Below are 18379 nucleotides of genomic sequence, written 5' to 3'. Positions count from 1 at the left end.
TGGTGATGAAGGGTAACGGCACCAATTGGTGCGTAAAGGATTCAATGGTTCAGGCCAACGGAGGCAACCAAGTGGACAATGTTACGGATTATCGTCGCAGTTGGAAGTCCATGACACAAAACAGGGTTCGACACGACACTTAGTTTAGTTCCGGATTTTTGGGGATGTCCGATATTCCGATCCATCGTGCCACCGATCGCGAGGTTGCACGGCGAATCAAGCGTGGCCACATTTCGTCCGCATTTTCAAAGACAACGTCGGCGGTTGCAGGAACGATGTGCCAAAGCCCTGCCTCTAATTCGGCGTTCAGCCGTTCGGTTTCCCAACCAAGGTGACCGATAATCAACCGGTAGGGGCCTGGTTGTTTGTTTACTAGCCCTTCAAGGTGCTGTTTCTGCGCCGCCACGTAGATTCCGTTTCCCGTTTCCGCCTCGGCGTATTCGCTCAACTGATGGATTGCCACGACAGGGCCTGACAGCGGGCCTCCGAAATGAACCATGCCCACCGGTGAATAGGGCGTCGGAGGGCTTGGTAATTCTGAACTCGATTGCCCTTTGCTGATTTCGGGTAGTCGGTTTTTAGATTCCCCTTCTCGCATTTCCTGTTCTGGACTATCAACATCTGTGTCCTGGGACTCCAAGGGTTCCCCAAGCATCGCCATCAAGGCTTGCGGGTTTGGATGCATGGGGCGGTTGAGCATGACCCCAATGACACTGTCCTGGTCATCGTGTACAAGCAAGCAAACCCCTCTGGTGAGAATGGGGTCTGTTGCTAGCGAGGAAGCAACCAGAAGATTTCCAGTTAGTGATTCCATCGTAAATTATCCCGAAGGTTGTTTGGGAAGTCTGTCATATTGGCAGTTTTCAATCAGTAGGCTAATGAAGGGCAAGCGGCGCGCCAAAGCCGTTTTCCAGCAGCAAAAGCCGTCATTTAACGACGAATTGATTGCGAAAACGCTGTTCTTTCTAGTTAAACCACCACAAATGTGATTTGGAGTATCGAATGTCGATCGAGAAAATGCGACGAACTTACACGCTCAGTGGACTCGATAAAAAAGACGTCGATCCGGACCCGATGGTTCAGTTCGATCTCTGGTTTAAGCAGGCGACTGATTCGCAGTTGCCGGAGTGGTTTGAGGTCAACGCCATGACACTGTCGACTGCGGACCCCCACGGAGCGGTGACCTCAAGAGTGGTGTTATTGAAACAGCTCAAAGAGGGTGAGTTCTATTTTTTCACCAATTACGACTCGATCAAGGGAAAACAGTTAGCGGCCAATCCCAAAGCCGCCCTTTGTTTCTTTTGGCCTCACTTGGAGCGGCAGATTCGCATCGAAGGAAGCGTACGCAGGGCAGCCCGCGAAGACGCCATTGCGTATTTTCAGAACCGTCCGCGAGAGAGCCAACTTGGGGCAATGGTCAGTCGCCAATCGAGCGAAGTAGCATCGCGGCGTGAACTAGAATCTCGAATGCAAGAATTGGTCGCCGAGTATGAGGGGCGTGAAATTCCTTGCCCTGAAAACTGGGGTGGTTATGCCTTGAAACCGACCACGATTGAATTTTGGCAAGGACGACCCAGTCGACTGCATGACCGAATCGTCTATCAGGAAAAACAGGGCGAGTGGAATATCGCGAGATTGTCGCCCTAGCCCGGATTATTCATAACTCGACGAATGGTAGCCGTTCATAAGCTTGGCAGTTTTGTCGTGGATCGCTCCGTCGATCCATCGTTCTGCGACCGGCCAATCCCGTGTCTTCAAGTTCCCGTGTCTTCAAGTTCGCAGTTGACGAAAAAGCATTTGATCGGTGGAGCGATCAAGGACTATCGCGTCAACGGTTGCAACGAATTGAGAGGTATCGCATGGTTGGAGTGTCGTCTCACTCGGATGCCTGGATTTCGATGGCTTGTCGGCTTTGGTGGTTGCTTTCCGCTCTGATGTCGTCGGACATTAATACCCGCTGAAAGAATAACATCAGCAGCGTGCACAAGTAGCGACGTCCCATGACTCGCATCCTCAAGTTGCTCGACCCCCAAGTTCTCCCTTCCCACTTGATCGGTATTTGCTTGATCTTGTACCCACTGATTAACGCGCTCAACGACATTTCCAGGGTGATGTTAAAGTGGCACGCGCGGTAGGGGCCGCAATGATCCACGACCGTTTTTCGATATGCCTTGAACGCGTTGGTTAGGTCGTTCATATCGGTCCAGAACATCCACTGGATCGCCTTGTTTACGATCCGGTTTACCACCAATTTGATTTTGGGGTAACGATGTACCGATGCTCCCGCGACAAAACGCGAGCCGAAAACACAGTCATATCCCTCTTGGATGGTGTTGTAGTAGAGCAGCACATCATCGGGATGGTCCGAGCGATCGGCCATGTAGATGACGACCACGTCGCCGCGAACAGACGCAAGGCCTGAGCGAATCGCGCGGCCAAAACCTCCTGGTGATTGCCGACGCAACAAACGCACGGTGGGCCACTTCTGCATCTGTTGCTGGACTTCGCGTTCGGTTTCGTCTTGACTGTTATCGTTAACGACAATCAATTCGGTATCAATGCCGTGCTCTGTAACGAGGAACGTCAGGAGTTCGTCGATACAAGGTCCGATGTTCTCTTGTTCGTTAAATGCGGGAATGACGATCGACAATGCAGGTAGGTCGCTCATGAGTCTCGGCAGGTTGCTGGGAATCGAAGAAAGTAGCGTTGGCCTGTTTTGCGATCGCCATCTTCGTCATCAATTACAGGAATGCTCAAGTGCGTTCGAGCCAATCGGGATTCTGTCGAGCGTGGTCTGCGATCTCGGTAAAGATTTGATCCGATGTGCGCGATGGCTGCCATTGCCAAGCATCTCGAGCAAGTTGAGAATCAAGAACCAACCAAGGCAAATCATAAGGGCGTTCCTCGTCCGTGGACGCCACGGCATGCTCTCCAAATTGTTCGTTACACCACTGAGTCACTTGCAGCAGCGAATTCGCTGATTCAATTCCTCCGCTGACATTTGCAATCACCGGTTTGCTATTGTCCGTTCCTGCCTGTATCTGTTTCTCGATAAGGTGGGCTACGTCCCTTGGGTGCAGGCAATCGCGAACTTGACGCCCCGTGCCGCCAAACCCGATGTAGCGGAGAGGGCGACGATGAATGTGAGAGTGAATCCAAAAACTAAATATGCCTTGATCGGCACGACCGAATTGCCCCGCGCCGGCAAGGATGCCACAGCGATTGATCCGTAATGGAAATTGGAATGTCTCGGAATATTCCCAAGCGATGGTCTCGGATGCCAACTTGGTTGCACCGTAAATCGAAACGGGAGGTGTCGTGCAAAAGGATTCAGAGATCCCTGCGGAGGTGATTCCGGGAATCGCTCGGGATTCTGGGGCGATCGCAAATGCATCCCCCTCGTCGATCAGTGCCAGCGATGCAAGCGGCCGTATCGAGTAGGTGCGACTCGTGCTTAGCAGGATCAAGCCACTGCGATGTTTTCGACAGTACTCGAGTAAGTTAATCGTACCGACGAGATTGTGGTCGAGTAGCTGTCGCGATGAGACATTGCCCGGCGTTCCCGCTAAAACGCTCGGCAGCGCAGCACAATCAATGACCCAGTCGACGGCGGGTAGGGCGTCTAAGTCGCTGCTGCACCGCAAATCGCCATGGATAAATCGAACACCCCTGGACTGGATATCGTGGCGGTTTTGCTCGCTTCCCGCGCGACAAAGGTTGTCAATGCCGGTGATTTGCAGATCAGGCTGGTTGCTGAGCAGCGTCTCAGCAATCCAACGTCCCACAAAGCCACAAGCACCAGTAATGAGAATTTTCAACAGAATACGATTGGACAGAGGTGAATTCGTGGTTGAATCAAACGACTATCTTAACCACCCCAGTTTCAAAATGCGACGCAATGACAACTCTGCGATAGCGTAAAAGGGATCAAGCCTTACAACCGCATGTCGGAAAACTCAGCTACAGCATGTCGGTGGGGTCGATGTCGACGACGTATTGGACGTCGTCCTTCTCTGGAATCGTGAACGAGTCGGTAGCGCGGCGAATTGTTTCGCCTAGCTGGGCACTGTCGGTGGATTGAAGCAGTAAATGAAATCGATACTTGCCGCGTAATTTCGGAATCGGAGGCGGGGCAGGGCCCAGGATTCGGACTTCGGATCCAAGAGCTTGCCTGGCAGCTTCGAGTCGTCCCAGCAGCGAATCGGCGACCGCTTCGGTGACATCCTCGACTACGCCGCGGATGATAATGCGAGCGACCGAGCCGAGCGGCGGATAATTAAATTTGCGGCGATTGACCATCTCGTCCGTCGCGAATTGATGGTAATCGTGTCGTGATGCTGCTTGGATCGCCGGATGCTCGGGCGAGAAAGTCTGCACGATCACTCGGCCGCCGCGATCACCGCGGCCGGTTCGACCTGCCACTTGGGTGACCAATTGAAACGTTCGTTCGGCCGCACGGAAATCAGGAAAGTGCAACGCGCTGTCGGCATTGATCACGCCAACCAACAACACATTCGGAAAATCGAGTCCTTTGGCAATCATTTGGGTTCCCAGCAGGATGTTGACCTCGCCACTGCGGAATGCCGACAGCACACGTTGATGGCTGCCGGGGCGTTTCATCGTATCGCTATCCATGCGAGCAATGCAGGCATCCGGAAAACGTGCTTTGACTTCGACTTCTAAACGCTGTGTTCCCAATCCGCCGTAGCGAATGCCGTCGAACCGGCACGCGGGACACCAGGGCGGCGTGGCTATCGTGTAATCGCAATAGTGGCAGCACGCCTTTCCGCCGTCACGATGATGCGTCAACGGCATATCGCAATCAGGGCACGCCACAACGTGACCACACGATGGGCACTGAATCGTGGTGGCAAAGCCGCGCCGATTCAGCAGCAGGATGACTTGTCCTTTTTCTTTTAACGTTTCTTGAACGGCAAGGTGCAGAGGACGACTGATTGCACCGCGAGTTCGATCGTCGCGAATTCGCAGGTCAACCAGTTCCACACTCGGCATCGGGCGCTGGTTGATTCGCTCGTTCATCGGAATCAATTCCGCATGCCCGGTTGAGGTGGCGTGCCACGTTTCCATTGACGGCGTCGCGCTGCCTAAGATTAGCGGAATACCAAGCGACATCGCTCGCGCGTGTGCCACTTTGCGAGCGTGATAGCGTGGTTGTTCATTTTGTTTAAACGAGGCGTCGTGCTCTTCGTCCATCACGATCAGCCCGAGTCGAGGCATCGGCGCAAACACGGCGCTGCGGGGGCCCACCACGACTTGCACTTCACCGCGGCGAATCCGCTGCCATTGGAAATGCCGTTCGGACGGAGTCATTTGGCTGTGCAGCACCGCGACCGATTCGAATCGACGTTCGAATCGACCTCGCGTCTGCGGCGTTAGGCTGATCTCGGGAACCATCACGATCGCGCCACGACCGGCACGCACGATTTGCTCAATGGCCTTGATATAAACTTCGGTCTTACCACTGCCTGTCACGCCGTGCAAAAGAAGCGTTTTTCCCGTGCCTGATTCAATCGCGGCGCTAATTCGTTCCAGAGCGGATGTTTGCTCTTCACTGGGGATATGCGTCTGCTGGCTTTCACCATCGCTCTTCTGCCAGCGCATCGGCGTTGTTGCAGTCATTTCACGCTGCATCGAAACGTCGATATATCCTTTGGTTTGCAATCCGCTAACGGGGCCACGTGTGCACTTGGCATGCACCATCAATTCGGATGCCGTCATTGGTCGACCGGCAGCGATCAGGAACCGAAAGGCGGCCTGCTGTTTTTTGGGCAGCAACTCGATTGATTTCTCGTCGCTGCGATCCGGGTTGGGGGACAAGTAGGCTCGCTCGCGAGTTCCCGCATTCGAACGCACGCTCGATGGGATCAGCGTGTCAAAGACTTGCCCCGTGGGCGCTTGGTAGTAGTGGCTGATCCATAAGACCAAACGCACGAGTGCCGCGTCACACAAGGGTTCATCGTCGAGCACCTCCACGATTTCTCGCAGCGACCCACGTCGTCCCTGAAAACCAATCCGCGTTTCGATGCACCACCCCATCATCGGATGACGACGCTTACCGAGTGGGACACGCACTCGCATTCCGGGCTTCAAGTGTTCGCGTTCCGTCTCCGGGATTTGGTAATCATAGGGGCCGTAGGGGGCTTCGCTAAAGACAATACGCCCCACCGCAATGTCGTCCTCGACGGTCAATTCCCAAGGCGGTGGTTCCGTCTCGAACAGTTCGGCCTGCTGAACCTTCGGGCCCGTGTCTTTTTTGGCTGCATTCTTTTCCGAATCGTCGCCAAATATCGAAGAGTCGATTGCCAAGTCGGCGGATAGATCAAACGCTTCGGACTTGGTTTCCTCGCGTGTCTTCGCCTCATTCGCCGAATCGGATAGCGGGGCGGAAATTGGGTCTTGCTGTACCGGGGGTTCTTGCTGTATCGGGGCAGATGGCTCGCCGGCGCCGCTGCGATTGTCGATCGCATTCCGATTGGCGTCAGCATCGTGACGCGAAGGAGGACGAGAATCGGAATTGGACATGGTCGGGGGGCCGACGATTGGCGGAACGGGATCGGATGGTAGTGAAGTTAGCATAGTGTATGTTGGATGAAATGAAGATAAGGGAGTGATCGCCAAGTTCCGCCACAACCAGCGTGAACCGCAACAAACACGAACCACTTGGTTCCTTTATTTTCGACGATTGCCGGACAAGTCTGGTCAATGCTGCCTCCGCAATTTGGCAGTGCGGAGGAAAAGGGTTACTTTTGGCAACTAATAAAGAATCGCGATTGATGAGAATTGGATTGTTCGGCGGATCGTTTGACCCCATTCATGTGGGGCATTTGTGGATCGCCGAAGCGGCGCGAGAAACGCTGACGCTCGACCAAGTGCGTTGGATCCCCACTGCGACGTCGCCCCTAAAACGCGGCGGTGCGGTGGCGTCGGATCAAGACCGAGTCCAGATGTTGAAGCTTGCTCTAGCCGAAAATTCGTACTACGAATTGGACGAGCGAGAGATTAAGCGAGGTGGGGTCAGTTACACCGTGGACACAGTGGCGGAATTGATCGGGGAAATGCCTGATGCTCAGTTTTTTATGATCATCGGTAGCGACTCTTTGGCGAGCATTCCGCTGTGGCATCAGCCGAACCGGCTTCTCGAATTGATTACGCCCGCAGTGGTCCAGCGCGGAGGCGAAGATGCGATTGATTTTTCGGTGCTGCAGGGCTTGGTGGATCGCGAGCGGATCGATGCCATTGCATCACACGTGATCCCAATGCCGATCATCGACGTTTCTAGCAGCGAGCTTCGCGAGCGCGTCCGCACGGGCCGAAGTATTCGTTACCGAACTCCGCTTCGCGTCGAAGCGTTAATTCATGAACGCGGATTGTATTGCGATGATGGGAAAAATAACGAGACTTCGAAGGGTTAGTTTGCACGGTTAAGGGCGTCGGCAAGCTTCGTTGTTTCGCTGACCAGCATGGTCACGCGCTGCTGGATTTCATCGTCGGCCAATCCGTCGCCTTCGAAGGCGTCGCCTGTCGCATAAATAAATCGCGGCACGATGATGCAGCGAAAATCGAGCATCAAGCTGTTGGCCAATCCCATTGCTGACATGTAGCTGCCCTGACCACCGGCGGCCAACATCAAACTGACGACTTTGCCCGTCCATGCTCGCCCGGTCAGTTCCACTGCATTCTTTATCGCCGCGTTGACGTCATAGTTGTACACGGGCGAGGCAACGAAAATGGCTTCGGCATGCTGGATCAGCTCTGACAACTCTTTGACGTTTGCATCTGCATAGGCTGATGCACCGTCGCACGCAGGGAGCCTTTGGATCACTAAGTCGAAGAGGGTGGCCTCGCGTCCAATCAGCTGAAGTTGTTCCGTACATGCACGAGCAAGGATACGGCTTCGGCTAGTGGGATGCAGGCTAGAGCTGATGACAAGAAACATGAGATTGCGATGGCGTTGGCGACACGTTAGTGGAGGTCTGAGGCCACGAATATTCTCAGACCCGCGGCGTTTTGTCGAGTCGCAAACGCGGTGGTTGTCGGTTTCTGTCGTGAAATGCTTGCTGGCAAATCACGACGTGATCCGCAGGGAAATGCAGCAAATCGCCGTGATTACGTACCAGCCAGTAAGGTCCCGAGCAGCGGGTTAGGCATATTCTTCGTAATCGTCTGAAAAAATTTCGCCGTCCATACCGAGACGATGCTTCAATTTCTCGAATTCGCTCGTGAAGCGTTCGCTGCTGCTGTGGACATGTTCGGCTTCGGTGATGAACTGCATCCGATCATCCGGATAGACATCGCCTTGGATCAGCGTCTGAGCAAAACTATCGAGTGGGTCACCGTAGGCAATGAGCAGTTTGTGTTCGTCGAGTTGAACTTCTTGCCGCTTGCTGGGGTTGATCACGGCAATGCCCGTGCAACCGTCGTTAAGTAGTAAGTCTTCGAATTCGCACAACATGCTCTTCAGCACCGGTGCGTCGATATGTTCACGGTACAGGTCCTCGGGGTGAGGGTTGCCTTGGTGGCTGGTTTCGAGCACCACATCGACAACCGGTCCGAGTTGGTCGACCAGTTCGATAAACAGGTCCATGATACAGTGGCGAGTCGCGGAAGCCAGAATCACGGGCGTGCTAAGACCCGTTTTCTCATCGACATACTGATCGTATCGAAAGCCCTGTTGTGGCACGACTTGAAGGTCATACGATGGGCGAACCGCGTCGGTGAGTTCGAACACACCGTAGGAACGAATTCCCATGTGAGTTTGAAGTTCGTCGTCGGTAAGCGTTTCAAAGCTTCCGTTCGAAGCTACTCGAACCGCTTCGTCGCTCGTGCCATTTCGAAGTATACGCTTTAGAAAACCCATTTCGGTTTCCGATCCCGTTCGCTGCTAGAAAGTATATGTGTGAAATAACGCTGGGTGCACGGACTTCGTTGTGAAGATCAGTACACCCAACGCTAGGTCACGTTCTTAGCCTGATCATGCAAAGACGACCTAAGCGGAAAAGACGACGGCATTTGTGAGCACATATTCATCAATATCCAACTATTTGTTACAACCGGCACCTTGATGGCCGGATCATGCAGTCCCCGTGAGGGTGGGGCTGCCTTGTTTCGGCGGTGCAAACACGCGAATTTGGGCTCTCGGCGAATTGCAGTCACGACGTTGGGAATCGCCCGGATATAATGAAGCGAGTTATGTGAGCAGGGTGGCTCTATCGCCTTGCTCACTTGGTCGTGCATTTTCCTTCTCTTTTTTTGTGCCTTTTTTCACTTGTCTGATTCGAAAATAGACCAGCTCATGCTTCGACTGATTGAATTTCTCCCTGTCGGCTCACGCTTCGCCTGGACGGTTTCGCGATTGGTTTCCCACTGTTTCGCAGCGCCGAGGAGAGCACTGGTATTGGGTGGGTTGATGGCGTTGGTCGTGGTGAGTGGTTGTGACATTCCCGAGCGAGTGTCGTTGGCGCCGCCGAGCGATACCTATCGATCCCCCGAAAACGCGAGCCAGGCCGCTGACGGGACGAAGGGTGAAAAGGTCGCCAGCGAAGATGCAAAACAGGAAAAACGCGAATTTCGTGGCGATTTTGAAGCGTGGGATGCCTATTTCGTGGGTGAGCAGCACGTGGGTTACAGCCACATTTCCGTCAAGGCAAACAAAGAACTCGCCCGAGAACCGGTCGAGAAACAGCGAGTCGAGCTGAGCATCAAAGATTGTTTGTTGATCCCTCGCGGGCCGAAGTCGGCATTTGTCCAGCGTCATTCGCATCGGTCCAGCGAGACGATCGATGGTCAAATGACGTACTACAAAAGCAGCCTAAGTGTGGGGCCGATCATTACGACGTCCGAAGGGACCGTGGACGACACCGGGCTTGCCGTTGTGAAGACGCGAGGGGTTGCGACCACCACGCAAAGATTGCCTTGGAGTGACGAGCATCGTGGATTGTTGGCGGTGGAAGAGTCGATTCGTCGATCGCCGCTTCAGATCGGCGAGCAGCGAAGGTTCCAAACCATCTCGCCGATTCAGCCCCTTGTCACGACGGTCCGATTGCACTGCGTCGCCAAAGCACCGGTGCCCATGATTGACGGCCAGCAACGCGAATTGCTCGAAATTGATGTCGAAACGGATCTCGGCGAAGATCGTAAGAGCTATTACGTGATTTGGACGGAGCCCGACGGAGCAATTCGCCGCGCTGTCTATCCATCATCCAATTTGGTCGTCTACCGAACCGACGAGTCGGTTGCAACCAAAGACATCGAGTCCCAAGAGGTTGCGATTTCGGTGGCGTCCACCTTGATCAACAGCAAATTCGATCGTCCCGACGAAGCGAAGCGAGTAGGCTTCAAACTGGTCAAAAGCTCCTCTTCCTTGGCCGCGGATCAGCCGATCATCCAGCCGCAACCGACTCAGTTTGTTCGGGAATTGAACGAAACCTCGTTGCTGGTGCTGGTTTCGACCTTGGGTGAAGGTCCTAAAAACGGATTCAAGCAAGGAAGTTTTCCCGTGACCGACGCGGATCGAAAACCCAATGCGATTGTCGATTCAGGAGAAACGATGGTGCGGCGAATTGCCCAAGCAGCCGGGGGTGCAGGGAAACTTGGAGAACGCGAGCTTGCGATTGAACTCGCTCGATCGGCGAACCGGTTAACGCAGCTCAATCCCACCTCCGACACCTTTCAACGCGCCTCGGAAGTCGCGAGAAATGCGCAAGGTGATTCGACGGCCTATGCGGTTTTGTTGGCAGCGTTGCTCCGCGCGAAAGGAGTTGCATCGCGAGTGGCATTCGGTTTTCGTTATCAAGAATCACCGTCACCACGCATGGTCTATCACGCCTGGACGCTGGCTCACGTGGATGGAGGCTGGTTGCCACTGGATGCAACAACCGGCGGAATAGCTGCGGCCGATCGATTGACGGTGTCTACAAACAGTCTAAGTGACAGCGATATTGGCGAAGCGATGAAGCCGGTGCTGGATTTTCTGGGGACGTACGAAATCGACATCGTTGCGTCGGCGACGCGATATTAATCCGCAAAGCACTTCTTGTCCGGCTCACTCACCCTTGGCAATCTCAAGGTGCTTTGCGACCGCCGCTAGCAACGGATCAATGGTTTGAGCTTGGATCGCGTGAGGCGGCTTCCAGTCAAACCATTCCGCCGAATCATGTTCGGTTAACACCAGGTTCGGTTTTTCAGCCAAGTAACCGAGAAAGTACTGAACCGTTTTCTCGAAAACTTGCGAACCGGTTTTCTTGTACGTCACGGGGTAGCGTATCTCGAATCGAAAGTCAGGGTCGATTTCGATAGCGCTCGGGTCGATGCCGGTTTCCTCTTGCGTTTCACGAATCGCAGTCTCCTGAAACGATTCATCCGCTTCGCAGTGCCCCTTGGGAAGATCCCACCGCTTGGGATGTCGCATCAACAGAAACTGGGGATGGGGACCTTTCTGCATTAGTAGAATGCCTGCAGCGCTAACGCCGCGGTTGGATGACACTTTCATGGGGTTATCGTTTCTTTGTAGTCCAGAGAAGGTTACAACAGTGAGAGCCGCATTTCGTAACGCGGTTTTTTGCTAACGTACCTTAAGCTTGGTTTCGGGCTATCTGGATCAAGTCGGGTATCCAGAGTTTCTTGTTAAAACAGACGGAATTGCATCGACATGAAAATTTACACACGTACGGGTGATGCCGGCAGCACCGGTCTGTTTGGTGGGCCACGCGTCGCAAAAGACGATGATCGTATCGAAGCTTATGGGACAGTGGATGAGCTCAATGCGAGTATCGGCCTGGTTCGCTCGGCAGGTGTTTCGCAAGCGATGGATTCACAGCTTTGCACGATCCAGCATGCATTGTTTGCGATTGGGGCCGAGTTGGCGACACCCAACCCCGACGAGCACAAGATGCGGATTATTGATGACGTGCATGTCAAACAGCTCGAGGGGTGGATTGATCAACATGAATCGAAGTTGGCTCCGCTAAAAAATTTCATCCTGCCTGCAGGTGTGGCTGCGGCAACCCATCTGCATTTGGCACGATCCATTTGTCGTCGTGCCGAGCGTCGCGTGGTGACGCTGGTCCGGCGGCACGAGGCCAGTGTGTCCGAAGAATTGATCGTGTATCTGAATCGACTGAGCGATTATTTGTTTGTGCTCTCGCGTGTGGCCAATTTCGACGCCAACGTGGATGACGACCCTTGGCAGCGGCCCGAGTAGAATAGCGGCCCGAGTAAAATAGCGGCCCGATCCGACTGCCGTCGGATAATGAGTAATATAATCGCGGGTCACCCGCAAAAGGGGCGTTCAGGTCGCTTCTACAGTGATTTTAAGGCTGACTCGTTTATTATCGTGGAGCCCGTCGCCATGACTTCAGACCGCTGGTGGGGTGTGCTCGCCAGTGTACAATGTGACCATCACGGTCGGAGAACCGTAGTTGGTTTGGGATTCAAGTATTAGCGAGGTATCGTTGTGAAGAAAGTCGAAGCAATCGTCCGTCACTTTAAGTTAGAGGACGTCAAAAATGCCTTAACCGACCATGGCGTCCACGGCATGACCGTTAGCGAAGTGCGTGGCTTTGGACGGCAAAAAGGGCATACCGAGATTTATCGAGGTACTGAATATGCAATCGATTTCGTCCCCAAAGTGAAGATTGAAGTGATCTGCACCGACGAGAATCTACAAATGGTTGTCGACACTATTTTGCAGACCGCTCAAACGGGACAAATTGGTGATGGAAAAATCTTCGTTACCAATCTCGAAGAATCGATTCGAATCCGTACTGGCGAACGTGGCGAAGACGCACTTTAGTGTTTCGTGCCCCCGTCATCGAGGGACACTGATCAGGCTTGATGATCGACACCGAGGCGGAAGGTGATCGACTAAGAGTCTCGAAGAGCTGCCACGTCACTCATTGCGGCCGCTACAAACATCAAAATTCCTCGCGGCCGGGCGTCGATGATAGGTCGCTTCTTTTCCTGCAAGGCCCATGGCTGCAAGCACTTCATTACGCCCTGTTGTTATTCGTTGCCGCCAGCGTCTTCGTGAGGGTCGGGCGAAAGCTCAACTACAGCACGAGTCGGGTTCGCAAGGAATCCTTGTCTCCGCCAGACTCGCCGACCTCTATGACGACATCGTCCTCGACGTGTGGAGCGATGCGCTCGAGCAGTGCGAAGATGATCAAGCCGCCAGCGGATTGGCGTTGGTTGCACACGGGGGATTTGGGCGGCGTGATCTCGCCCCCTATTCAGATGCGGACCTGATGTTGTTGACGACACGGAACTCCGAACATCTCGCGAATCGTGTTGCCGCCAATTTGACTCGCGATTTGGTGGATGCCGGAATCGTCGTGGGCTTCTCGATTCGGTTGATCAACGAAGCGTGCATGTTGGCGTGGCAAGATCCTGTGGTTTTCACTTCCTTGACAGAGTCGCGGTTGCTGTCAGGCAGTCTGCATGTCTACAGCAAGTACTTCAATACATTGCGACAGGGCGCAATGCGGCGTCACAAGCGACTGATTCAAGATTGTGTGGCGGCCCGTCGTGAAGAGCGGCGTAAATGGGGCGAGACGAATTATCTACTGCGTCCTAACGTCAAACGCTCGCGTGGCGGATTGCGTGATATTCAACTAATTCGCTGGATTGGATTTGCGCGTTACGGCGAAACCGATCTCGAAAAGTTGGTCAAGCTAGGCGGATTGCCCGAAGAAGACTACCGCGTGCTGCGTAAAGCGTCTGAGTTCATGCAGCGAGTTCGCAACGAGTTGCATTTCCGCGAAAAGAAGAGCCAGGACGTTTTGGATCGTCCGATGCAAATGGAAATTGCCAAAGCATGGAACTATCCCGGTGAAGAGGGAAAGTTGCCGGTCGAGCAGTTCATGCAGGACTACTTTGAAAACACACGCGCGGTTCGCTATGCGTCGGGCTTTTTTGCGGATGATTCACGGGCCAGACCGCTGGTGTATCACATTTTAGAGAAGGTTTTCTCGCGTACGATCTCCGAAAATATTCGCCTCGGACCTACTCATATCTGGGTTCCCGATGCCCAGCTTGATGCGTTTGCATCCAGCCTTCCCGATGTGTTGCGTTTGATGTTTTTGGCGAACCAACATCGGCGTCGTATCACCCATCAAACATGGCAAGCGATTCGCTTGGCGATGCAAGAACGTCCGGCGTCGGTTCCCGATCCCAATTCAATTGGCGCATTTTTGTCGCTGCTGAGCCGACCGGGGCGATTGGCGGAATTGCTCCGACGTTTGCATGAGTTGAAAATTATTGAACAGTTTATCCCCGCATTTGAACGGACGCGTGGATTGCTGCAATTCAATGCGTATCACAAATTTACCGTTGATGTGCATTGCATTCGTTCGGTCGAAGCGGCAACCGATTTGCAAGATCAACCGACAGCGATGGGGCGACGCTATCGACGATTAAAAGACAAAGGATTGTTGCACCTGGCCTTGTTGATTCACGATGTCGGCAAAGGATACGAGGAAGATCATTGTATCGTTGGTGCGCGTATCGCGTTGGAAACGGCGGAACGATTAGGGTTGGACCATGCTTCGACAGAGACGCTTCATTGGCTGGTCCTAAAGCATCTACTTGTCAACGTCATCGCATTTCGGCATGACCTCAGTGATCCTCAAATTGTGCTTTCGTTCGCTGCCGAAGTCGGCTCCATTCGACGACTTGAATTGCTGATCGTGCATGCGGTGGCCGACTTGCAGGCTGTGGGTCCCGATGTTTTGACCGATTGGAAGTTGAACTTAATTGAAGAGCTGTACGTCCGTACGCGACGCTATTTTGATACGGGGAATCTACCTGGTAGCGAAGATGACCCTGAAATTGATCTGATTCGGGCCGATGTGCAGAAACGGCTTATGGAGAGCAGTGCTCCTGAGAGTTGTTCGGAATTGTTGCAAACAATGCCTCTTTCGCTAGTGACGCGAAGCGAACCGGAGCAACTTGCCGAGCAGTTGCGTGATGTCGCCGACAAGCTCAAATCAAACAATGAATCGATTTGCCTGGCTTGTTTCGATCCCGTTTTTTCGGCGATGCGTTACACCGTAGTGCGTCGCGAACCACAGCAATCGATCGGCACGTTCGCTCGTGCCACCGGAGCATTCACGACTGCCGGACTCTCGATTTTGCGTGCCCAGGTGGAAACCGTTGGCGACGATTTGGCGTGGGATGATTTTTGGGTCAGTGATCCGTTGTTTCCTGAATGTCCTCCGAGCCATCGCATTCAAGAAATACAATCGCGTGTTTGCAAGTTGCTGGATTCGCCCGACCAACCGTTGCCGGCTCATCCACGGAAATGGTCGACCCAAAATCGAGAGGGAGACCAAGTCAACGTGTTGCCCACTAAGGTCACGTTTGACAACGACACGGTGGATCGATTCACCATTGTTTCTTTGTTCGCCTACGACGAAGTGGGGTTGTTGTATCGTGTCGCGGCCGCACTGGCAGAAACGGATGTCGTATTGCACTTCGCCAAGATCGACACGCATCTTGATCAAGTCGCCGACGTCTTTTACGTTTCGGATCGCATGGGCGGTAAGATTGTCGATTCCGAACATATGACGCGCATCGAGAACGCTATGCTCGCGGCGACCCGCTGACCAACGCATGTTATTTAAGAAGCGTGCGGAAAATCGCTGCCTGATTTTGATGTGGCTGCCATTGCCCGATGGCGGAAAATCACGTTCTGGGGTGCGTCGCTACGACAGTCAAAAAACAGTCGCTCTGAAACCGGTTACGAAATCGCAGAGTGGCTTGCTCGGAGCTTCGTAATTTGTCGCGTTAATGCGGATTACTCGGCTCAGGGAAACCTTTGCGAAAGCAACGAAAGGAGCACGAGGGTGAAGTCTTTTCTCCGCCCAAAAAATATAATTTAGTTGCCACCCTCTTGACGCGCGGGCATGCTTGATCGGTACCAAAGTGCCCAGGATGCATATGGGTGCCTCGCAACTCGGATCGACTCGCTGCAAAGGTGTGTGAATCGGAGTGCGGTTATTCGCGAGAGAGATTGTCTTTGTCGCGGTTTCACTTTCCCTTTCAACATGGAAGTTCATTCTATGCGTAAGCGAACTCCCGCTTCATTCGCAGCAATTGCGATGGTCTGTTCCGCAACCTTAGTTGCCAACGTGCACGCCGAAAGCGATCTTGACGTTTTGCTCGATAGTTTATCGTTTGCGGATGCTCCGCTGGTAGGCGACAATCCAACAGCAGATCAAGCAACTCAGCTGATTTCAGATGTGGATCAAGATGCGATAGAGAGTTTGAGCGATCGTACTTCGCCAATTCCACTTTCCAACCCCGAGCCTGCGGACGATCTTGTGCCGGCTCCGGCGCCTGTTCCGCGATCCGCAGTTCCAGCACCTGTCGACATGTTACCGCCCGGTGACATGAATATGCCCGCACCCATCATCGCAGCCGAACAATCGCCGATGTCATACGGCATGATCGAAGCAGACGCAGGATGCTCGTGTGGTCACCGTAGCTGCAGTGGAGGTTGTGCGCGTCAGGCAACTTGTGAGCCCGCTTATATCTGCAAGCCGCACGAAGTGCCTATTTTGCCAAGCTCGACACTGCGTCAATATTTTCGTGGCGACCCGTGCAGCGCTCACCTTTGGGACGGTTACGCGCTCGAACTTCAGCAGCACTGTGACAAGCATCACAAACATATCCACAACCGATGCGAGTGCAACAATCGTGGTCAATGTGAAAGTTGTGTGCTAGGAAAGCGGAATCTGGCTACACGCCATCATTGTGATGCGGGTTGTGACGGGGCACACCGCTAACGGCGCGTCCCATTTTGACTCGACGATAGCGAAACCCGCCAAGCGTGTTGGCGGTGTTGGCGTCTTTTTGCCGATTCGCAAAAAAAAATCTCACCGTCGCATGAATCTGGTTTAGTTCTGCCTTCCCTGCAGCCGATAGTAATAGCACCATGGATTGGGAGGGTGGAACGATCGGTGTCATCGTTCCATTTTTGATGGGCCATGGTGAGGCAGGGAGGGCTTCACCATGGCCCTTCTCTTATGCGCTATGAGAACAGTTTCTCAATGATGGTTCCATTGCGAACCAGCGTAATTGGACGGCCCGTGCTGGAGTCGTATTCGAGCGCGGGGTCGATTCCCAAGTTGTGATAGAAGCTGGCGGCCACATCATCGGGCGTAATCGCTTCATGACGTGGTCCTGCGGCCGTGTCATCGCTTTCGCCAATAACTTGACCACCGCGAACTGCACCACCCGCCATCAGCATAAACATGCATCGAGGGTAGTGATCGCGTCCGCCTTCGGCACTTCGCTGGTTGATTTTCGGAGTGCGGCCAAACTCGCCTGTTACAAAGACAGCGGTTCGGTCGAGCAATCCACGCTGCTCTAGGCCATTGAGAAGCCCACTCAGCCCCGCATCAAGCTTAGGCAAGTTGTTTTCCTTCAGCTTGGTAAAGTTGTCTTGGTGAGTGTCCCAGCCGCCGAGTTGGACGTTCACTAGCCGTACACCCGATTCGACCAATCGCAGTGCGAGCAGACAGCTTTGGCCGAATGATTCTTCGCCGAACTGTCTCGCGAAACTCTCGGGTTCTTTGCTGATGTCAAACGCTTCTCGTGCTCGCGACGACGTGATCATCGAATAAGCTTGTTCGCCAAATTTGTCCAAGCCTTCAAGCAGCTGGTCGTTCTTTTCCAGGTTGGCAAAGCGACGATCGAGTTTTTTAAGTAATTGCTGGCGACGTTTCACTTCGTCGACTCCAATCCCTCCGGCAAGCGAAATGCCACGCACCGAATAGGGTTGACCGAATTGTGGCGATGCGTTGGTTTCCAGCGCGGCGTAGCGAATCCCCAGGAAACCAGGACCATGACCGCTGCGAGGCACCGCGACTTGGCTAGGGATATCACCCTCGGATGGATTCTCTTTGCTCAATACTGCGCCGTAGCTTGGGTAATCAAGCGACGGAATCGGTTTGCTACCGGTATTCACATACTCGCGACCGAGTTGGTGAGCCGCCAATGTGTGGCTGACGCCGCGAAGAATGGCGTACTTGTCAGCACAACTGGCTAACTTTGGCAGGTGCTCCGAAATCTGGATTCCTGGAACATTCGTTGCAATCGGCTTGAACGTTCCGCGAACCGTGTCGGGGGCATTGGGCTTGGGGTCGAACGTATCAATATGCGATGGACCGCCGTTCAGTTCGATAAAGATCGCGCGGTCGGCACGACCTGATTCCACTTGCCCTGCACTGGCCATCCGCATGTAGTTTGCCAGCGTAAAGCCGCCAAGTGAAAGTGCACCCACTTTGAGCATGTCACGACGTTTCATGCCATCACACGTTGAATGAATTTCCATAGTTATCGACTCTGTAACGGGGGAAGT

At 53.6% G+C, this 18379-nt stretch carries 15 protein-coding genes; 7 read left to right on the top strand and 8 right to left on the bottom strand.

Annotated elements, in window-relative coordinates:
• Positions 1–139: 139 nt before the first annotated feature.
• On the bottom strand, positions 140–814 hold the full coding sequence (locus SH528x_RS34200; RefSeq protein ID WP_442507898.1) for a YqgE/AlgH family protein: 675 nt from the start codon (positions 812–814) through the stop codon (positions 140–142).
• A 188-nt stretch (positions 815–1002) separates the two neighbouring features.
• Between SH528x_RS34200 and pdxH the strand changes: the two genes are divergently transcribed.
• Positions 1003–1647 carry a pyridoxamine 5'-phosphate oxidase gene (gene pdxH, locus SH528x_RS34195; protein ID WP_442507897.1) on the top strand — a complete coding sequence of 215 codons (645 nt, stop codon included), beginning with the start codon at positions 1003–1005 and terminating at the stop codon, positions 1645–1647.
• 229 nt (positions 1648–1876) lie between these two features.
• Here pdxH and SH528x_RS34190 read toward each other — a convergent pair whose 3' ends face one another.
• The 3 genes from SH528x_RS34190 to priA form a co-directional block, all read right to left on the bottom strand.
• A complete protein-coding gene (locus SH528x_RS34190; protein WP_442507896.1) occupies positions 1877–2668 on the bottom strand; it encodes a glycosyltransferase family 2 protein in 792 nt (263 codons plus the stop codon).
• Between the two features lie 85 nt (positions 2669–2753).
• Positions 2754–3818 (bottom strand): NAD-dependent epimerase/dehydratase family protein, encoded by a 1065-nt coding sequence (locus tag SH528x_RS34185; RefSeq protein ID WP_442507895.1) that lies wholly within the window; start codon positions 3816–3818, stop codon positions 2754–2756.
• Between the two features lie 142 nt (positions 3819–3960).
• A complete protein-coding gene (priA, locus tag SH528x_RS34180) occupies positions 3961–6597 on the bottom strand; it encodes a replication restart helicase PriA (protein ID WP_442507894.1) in 2637 nt (878 codons plus the stop codon).
• Positions 6598–6794: 197 nt separating this feature from the next.
• Between priA and nadD the strand changes: the two genes are divergently transcribed.
• Entirely contained in the window at positions 6795–7433 is a 639-nt protein-coding gene (nadD, locus tag SH528x_RS34175; RefSeq protein WP_442507893.1) for a nicotinate-nucleotide adenylyltransferase, read from the top strand.
• Here nadD and SH528x_RS34170 read toward each other — a convergent pair.
• Together SH528x_RS34170 and SH528x_RS34165 are read right to left on the bottom strand one after the other, a co-directional pair.
• Positions 7430–7957, bottom strand: coding sequence for an NADPH-dependent FMN reductase (locus SH528x_RS34170; protein WP_442507892.1), 528 nt, complete (start codon positions 7955–7957; stop codon positions 7430–7432). The genes nadD and SH528x_RS34170 overlap by 4 nt on opposite strands.
• A gap of 204 nt (positions 7958–8161) precedes the next feature.
• On the bottom strand, positions 8162–8878 hold the full coding sequence (locus tag SH528x_RS34165; protein ID WP_442507891.1) for a hypothetical protein: 717 nt from the start codon (positions 8876–8878) through the stop codon (positions 8162–8164).
• Positions 8879–9313: 435 nt separating this feature from the next.
• Here SH528x_RS34165 and SH528x_RS34160 point away from each other — a divergent pair, with 435 nt between their 5' ends.
• On the top strand, positions 9314–11038 hold the full coding sequence (locus SH528x_RS34160) for a transglutaminase domain-containing protein (protein WP_442507890.1): 1725 nt from the start codon (positions 9314–9316) through the stop codon (positions 11036–11038).
• A gap of 24 nt (positions 11039–11062) precedes the next feature.
• Here the strand turns inward: SH528x_RS34160 and SH528x_RS34155 are convergent, their stop codons facing one another.
• On the bottom strand, positions 11063–11509 hold the full coding sequence (locus SH528x_RS34155; protein WP_442507889.1) for a bis(5'-nucleosyl)-tetraphosphatase: 447 nt from the start codon (positions 11507–11509) through the stop codon (positions 11063–11065).
• A gap of 159 nt (positions 11510–11668) precedes the next feature.
• Here SH528x_RS34155 and SH528x_RS34150 point away from each other — a divergent pair, with 159 nt between their 5' ends.
• The 4 genes from SH528x_RS34150 (at position 11669) to SH528x_RS34135 (ending at position 16802) form a co-directional block, all read left to right on the top strand.
• Complete coding sequence (locus SH528x_RS34150) at positions 11669–12220, top strand: cob(I)yrinic acid a,c-diamide adenosyltransferase (RefSeq protein WP_442507888.1); 552 nt, start codon at positions 11669–11671, stop codon at positions 12218–12220.
• Between the two features lie 252 nt (positions 12221–12472).
• Positions 12473–12811: a P-II family nitrogen regulator gene (locus tag SH528x_RS34145; RefSeq protein ID WP_146592695.1), complete on the top strand. Its 339-nt coding sequence runs from the start codon at positions 12473–12475 to the stop codon at positions 12809–12811.
• A gap of 178 nt (positions 12812–12989) precedes the next feature.
• Positions 12990–15620: a [protein-PII] uridylyltransferase gene (gene glnD, locus SH528x_RS34140; RefSeq protein WP_442507887.1), complete on the top strand. Its 2631-nt coding sequence runs from the start codon at positions 12990–12992 to the stop codon at positions 15618–15620.
• A 456-nt stretch (positions 15621–16076) separates the two neighbouring features.
• Entirely contained in the window at positions 16077–16802 is a 726-nt protein-coding gene (locus SH528x_RS34135) for a hypothetical protein (protein ID WP_442507886.1), read from the top strand.
• 245 nt (positions 16803–17047) lie between these two features.
• Here SH528x_RS34135 and SH528x_RS34130 read toward each other — a convergent pair whose 3' ends face one another.
• Positions 17048–18352, bottom strand: a complete 1305-nt coding sequence (locus tag SH528x_RS34130) for a DUF1501 domain-containing protein (RefSeq protein WP_442507885.1) — start codon at positions 18350–18352, stop codon at positions 17048–17050.
• Positions 18353–18379 lie beyond the last annotated feature (27 nt).

This window comes from Novipirellula methanifontis (assembly GCF_052161655.1).
Taxonomy (GTDB): Bacteria; Planctomycetota; Planctomycetia; order Pirellulales; family Pirellulaceae; genus Novipirellula.
The sequence above is the reverse complement of the archived record's forward strand: the minus strand, read 5'-3'. Positions and strand labels throughout refer to the sequence as shown.

Bases quoted from the DNA above. Each gene is read 5' to 3' on its own strand.
- SH528x_RS34130 (WP_442507885.1), bottom strand. From the start codon at position 18,352: ATGGAAATTCATTCAACGTGTGATGGCATGAAACGTCGTGACATGCTC.
- SH528x_RS34150 (WP_442507888.1), top strand. From the start codon at position 11,669: ATGAAAATTTACACACGTACGGGTGATGCCGGCAGCACCGGTCTGTTT.
- SH528x_RS34190 (WP_442507896.1), bottom strand. From the start codon at position 2,668: ATGAGCGACCTACCTGCATTGTCGATCGTCATTCCCGCATTTAACGAA.
- SH528x_RS34170 (WP_442507892.1), bottom strand. From the start codon at position 7,957: ATGTTTCTTGTCATCAGCTCTAGCCTGCATCCCACTAGCCGAAGCCGT.
- SH528x_RS34155 (WP_442507889.1), bottom strand. From the start codon at position 11,509: ATGAAAGTGTCATCCAACCGCGGCGTTAGCGCTGCAGGCATTCTACTA.
- pdxH (WP_442507897.1), top strand. From the start codon at position 1,003: ATGTCGATCGAGAAAATGCGACGAACTTACACGCTCAGTGGACTCGAT.
- SH528x_RS34200 (WP_442507898.1), bottom strand. From the start codon at position 814: ATGGAATCACTAACTGGAAATCTTCTGGTTGCTTCCTCGCTAGCAACA.
- SH528x_RS34165 (WP_442507891.1), bottom strand. From the start codon at position 8,878: ATGGGTTTTCTAAAGCGTATACTTCGAAATGGCACGAGCGACGAAGCG.
- glnD (WP_442507887.1), top strand. From the start codon at position 12,990: ATGGCTGCAAGCACTTCATTACGCCCTGTTGTTATTCGTTGCCGCCAG.
- SH528x_RS34135 (WP_442507886.1), top strand. From the start codon at position 16,077: ATGCGTAAGCGAACTCCCGCTTCATTCGCAGCAATTGCGATGGTCTGT.
- nadD (WP_442507893.1), top strand. From the start codon at position 6,795: ATGAGAATTGGATTGTTCGGCGGATCGTTTGACCCCATTCATGTGGGG.
- SH528x_RS34160 (WP_442507890.1), top strand. From the start codon at position 9,314: ATGCTTCGACTGATTGAATTTCTCCCTGTCGGCTCACGCTTCGCCTGG.
- priA (WP_442507894.1), bottom strand. From the start codon at position 6,597: ATGCTAACTTCACTACCATCCGATCCCGTTCCGCCAATCGTCGGCCCC.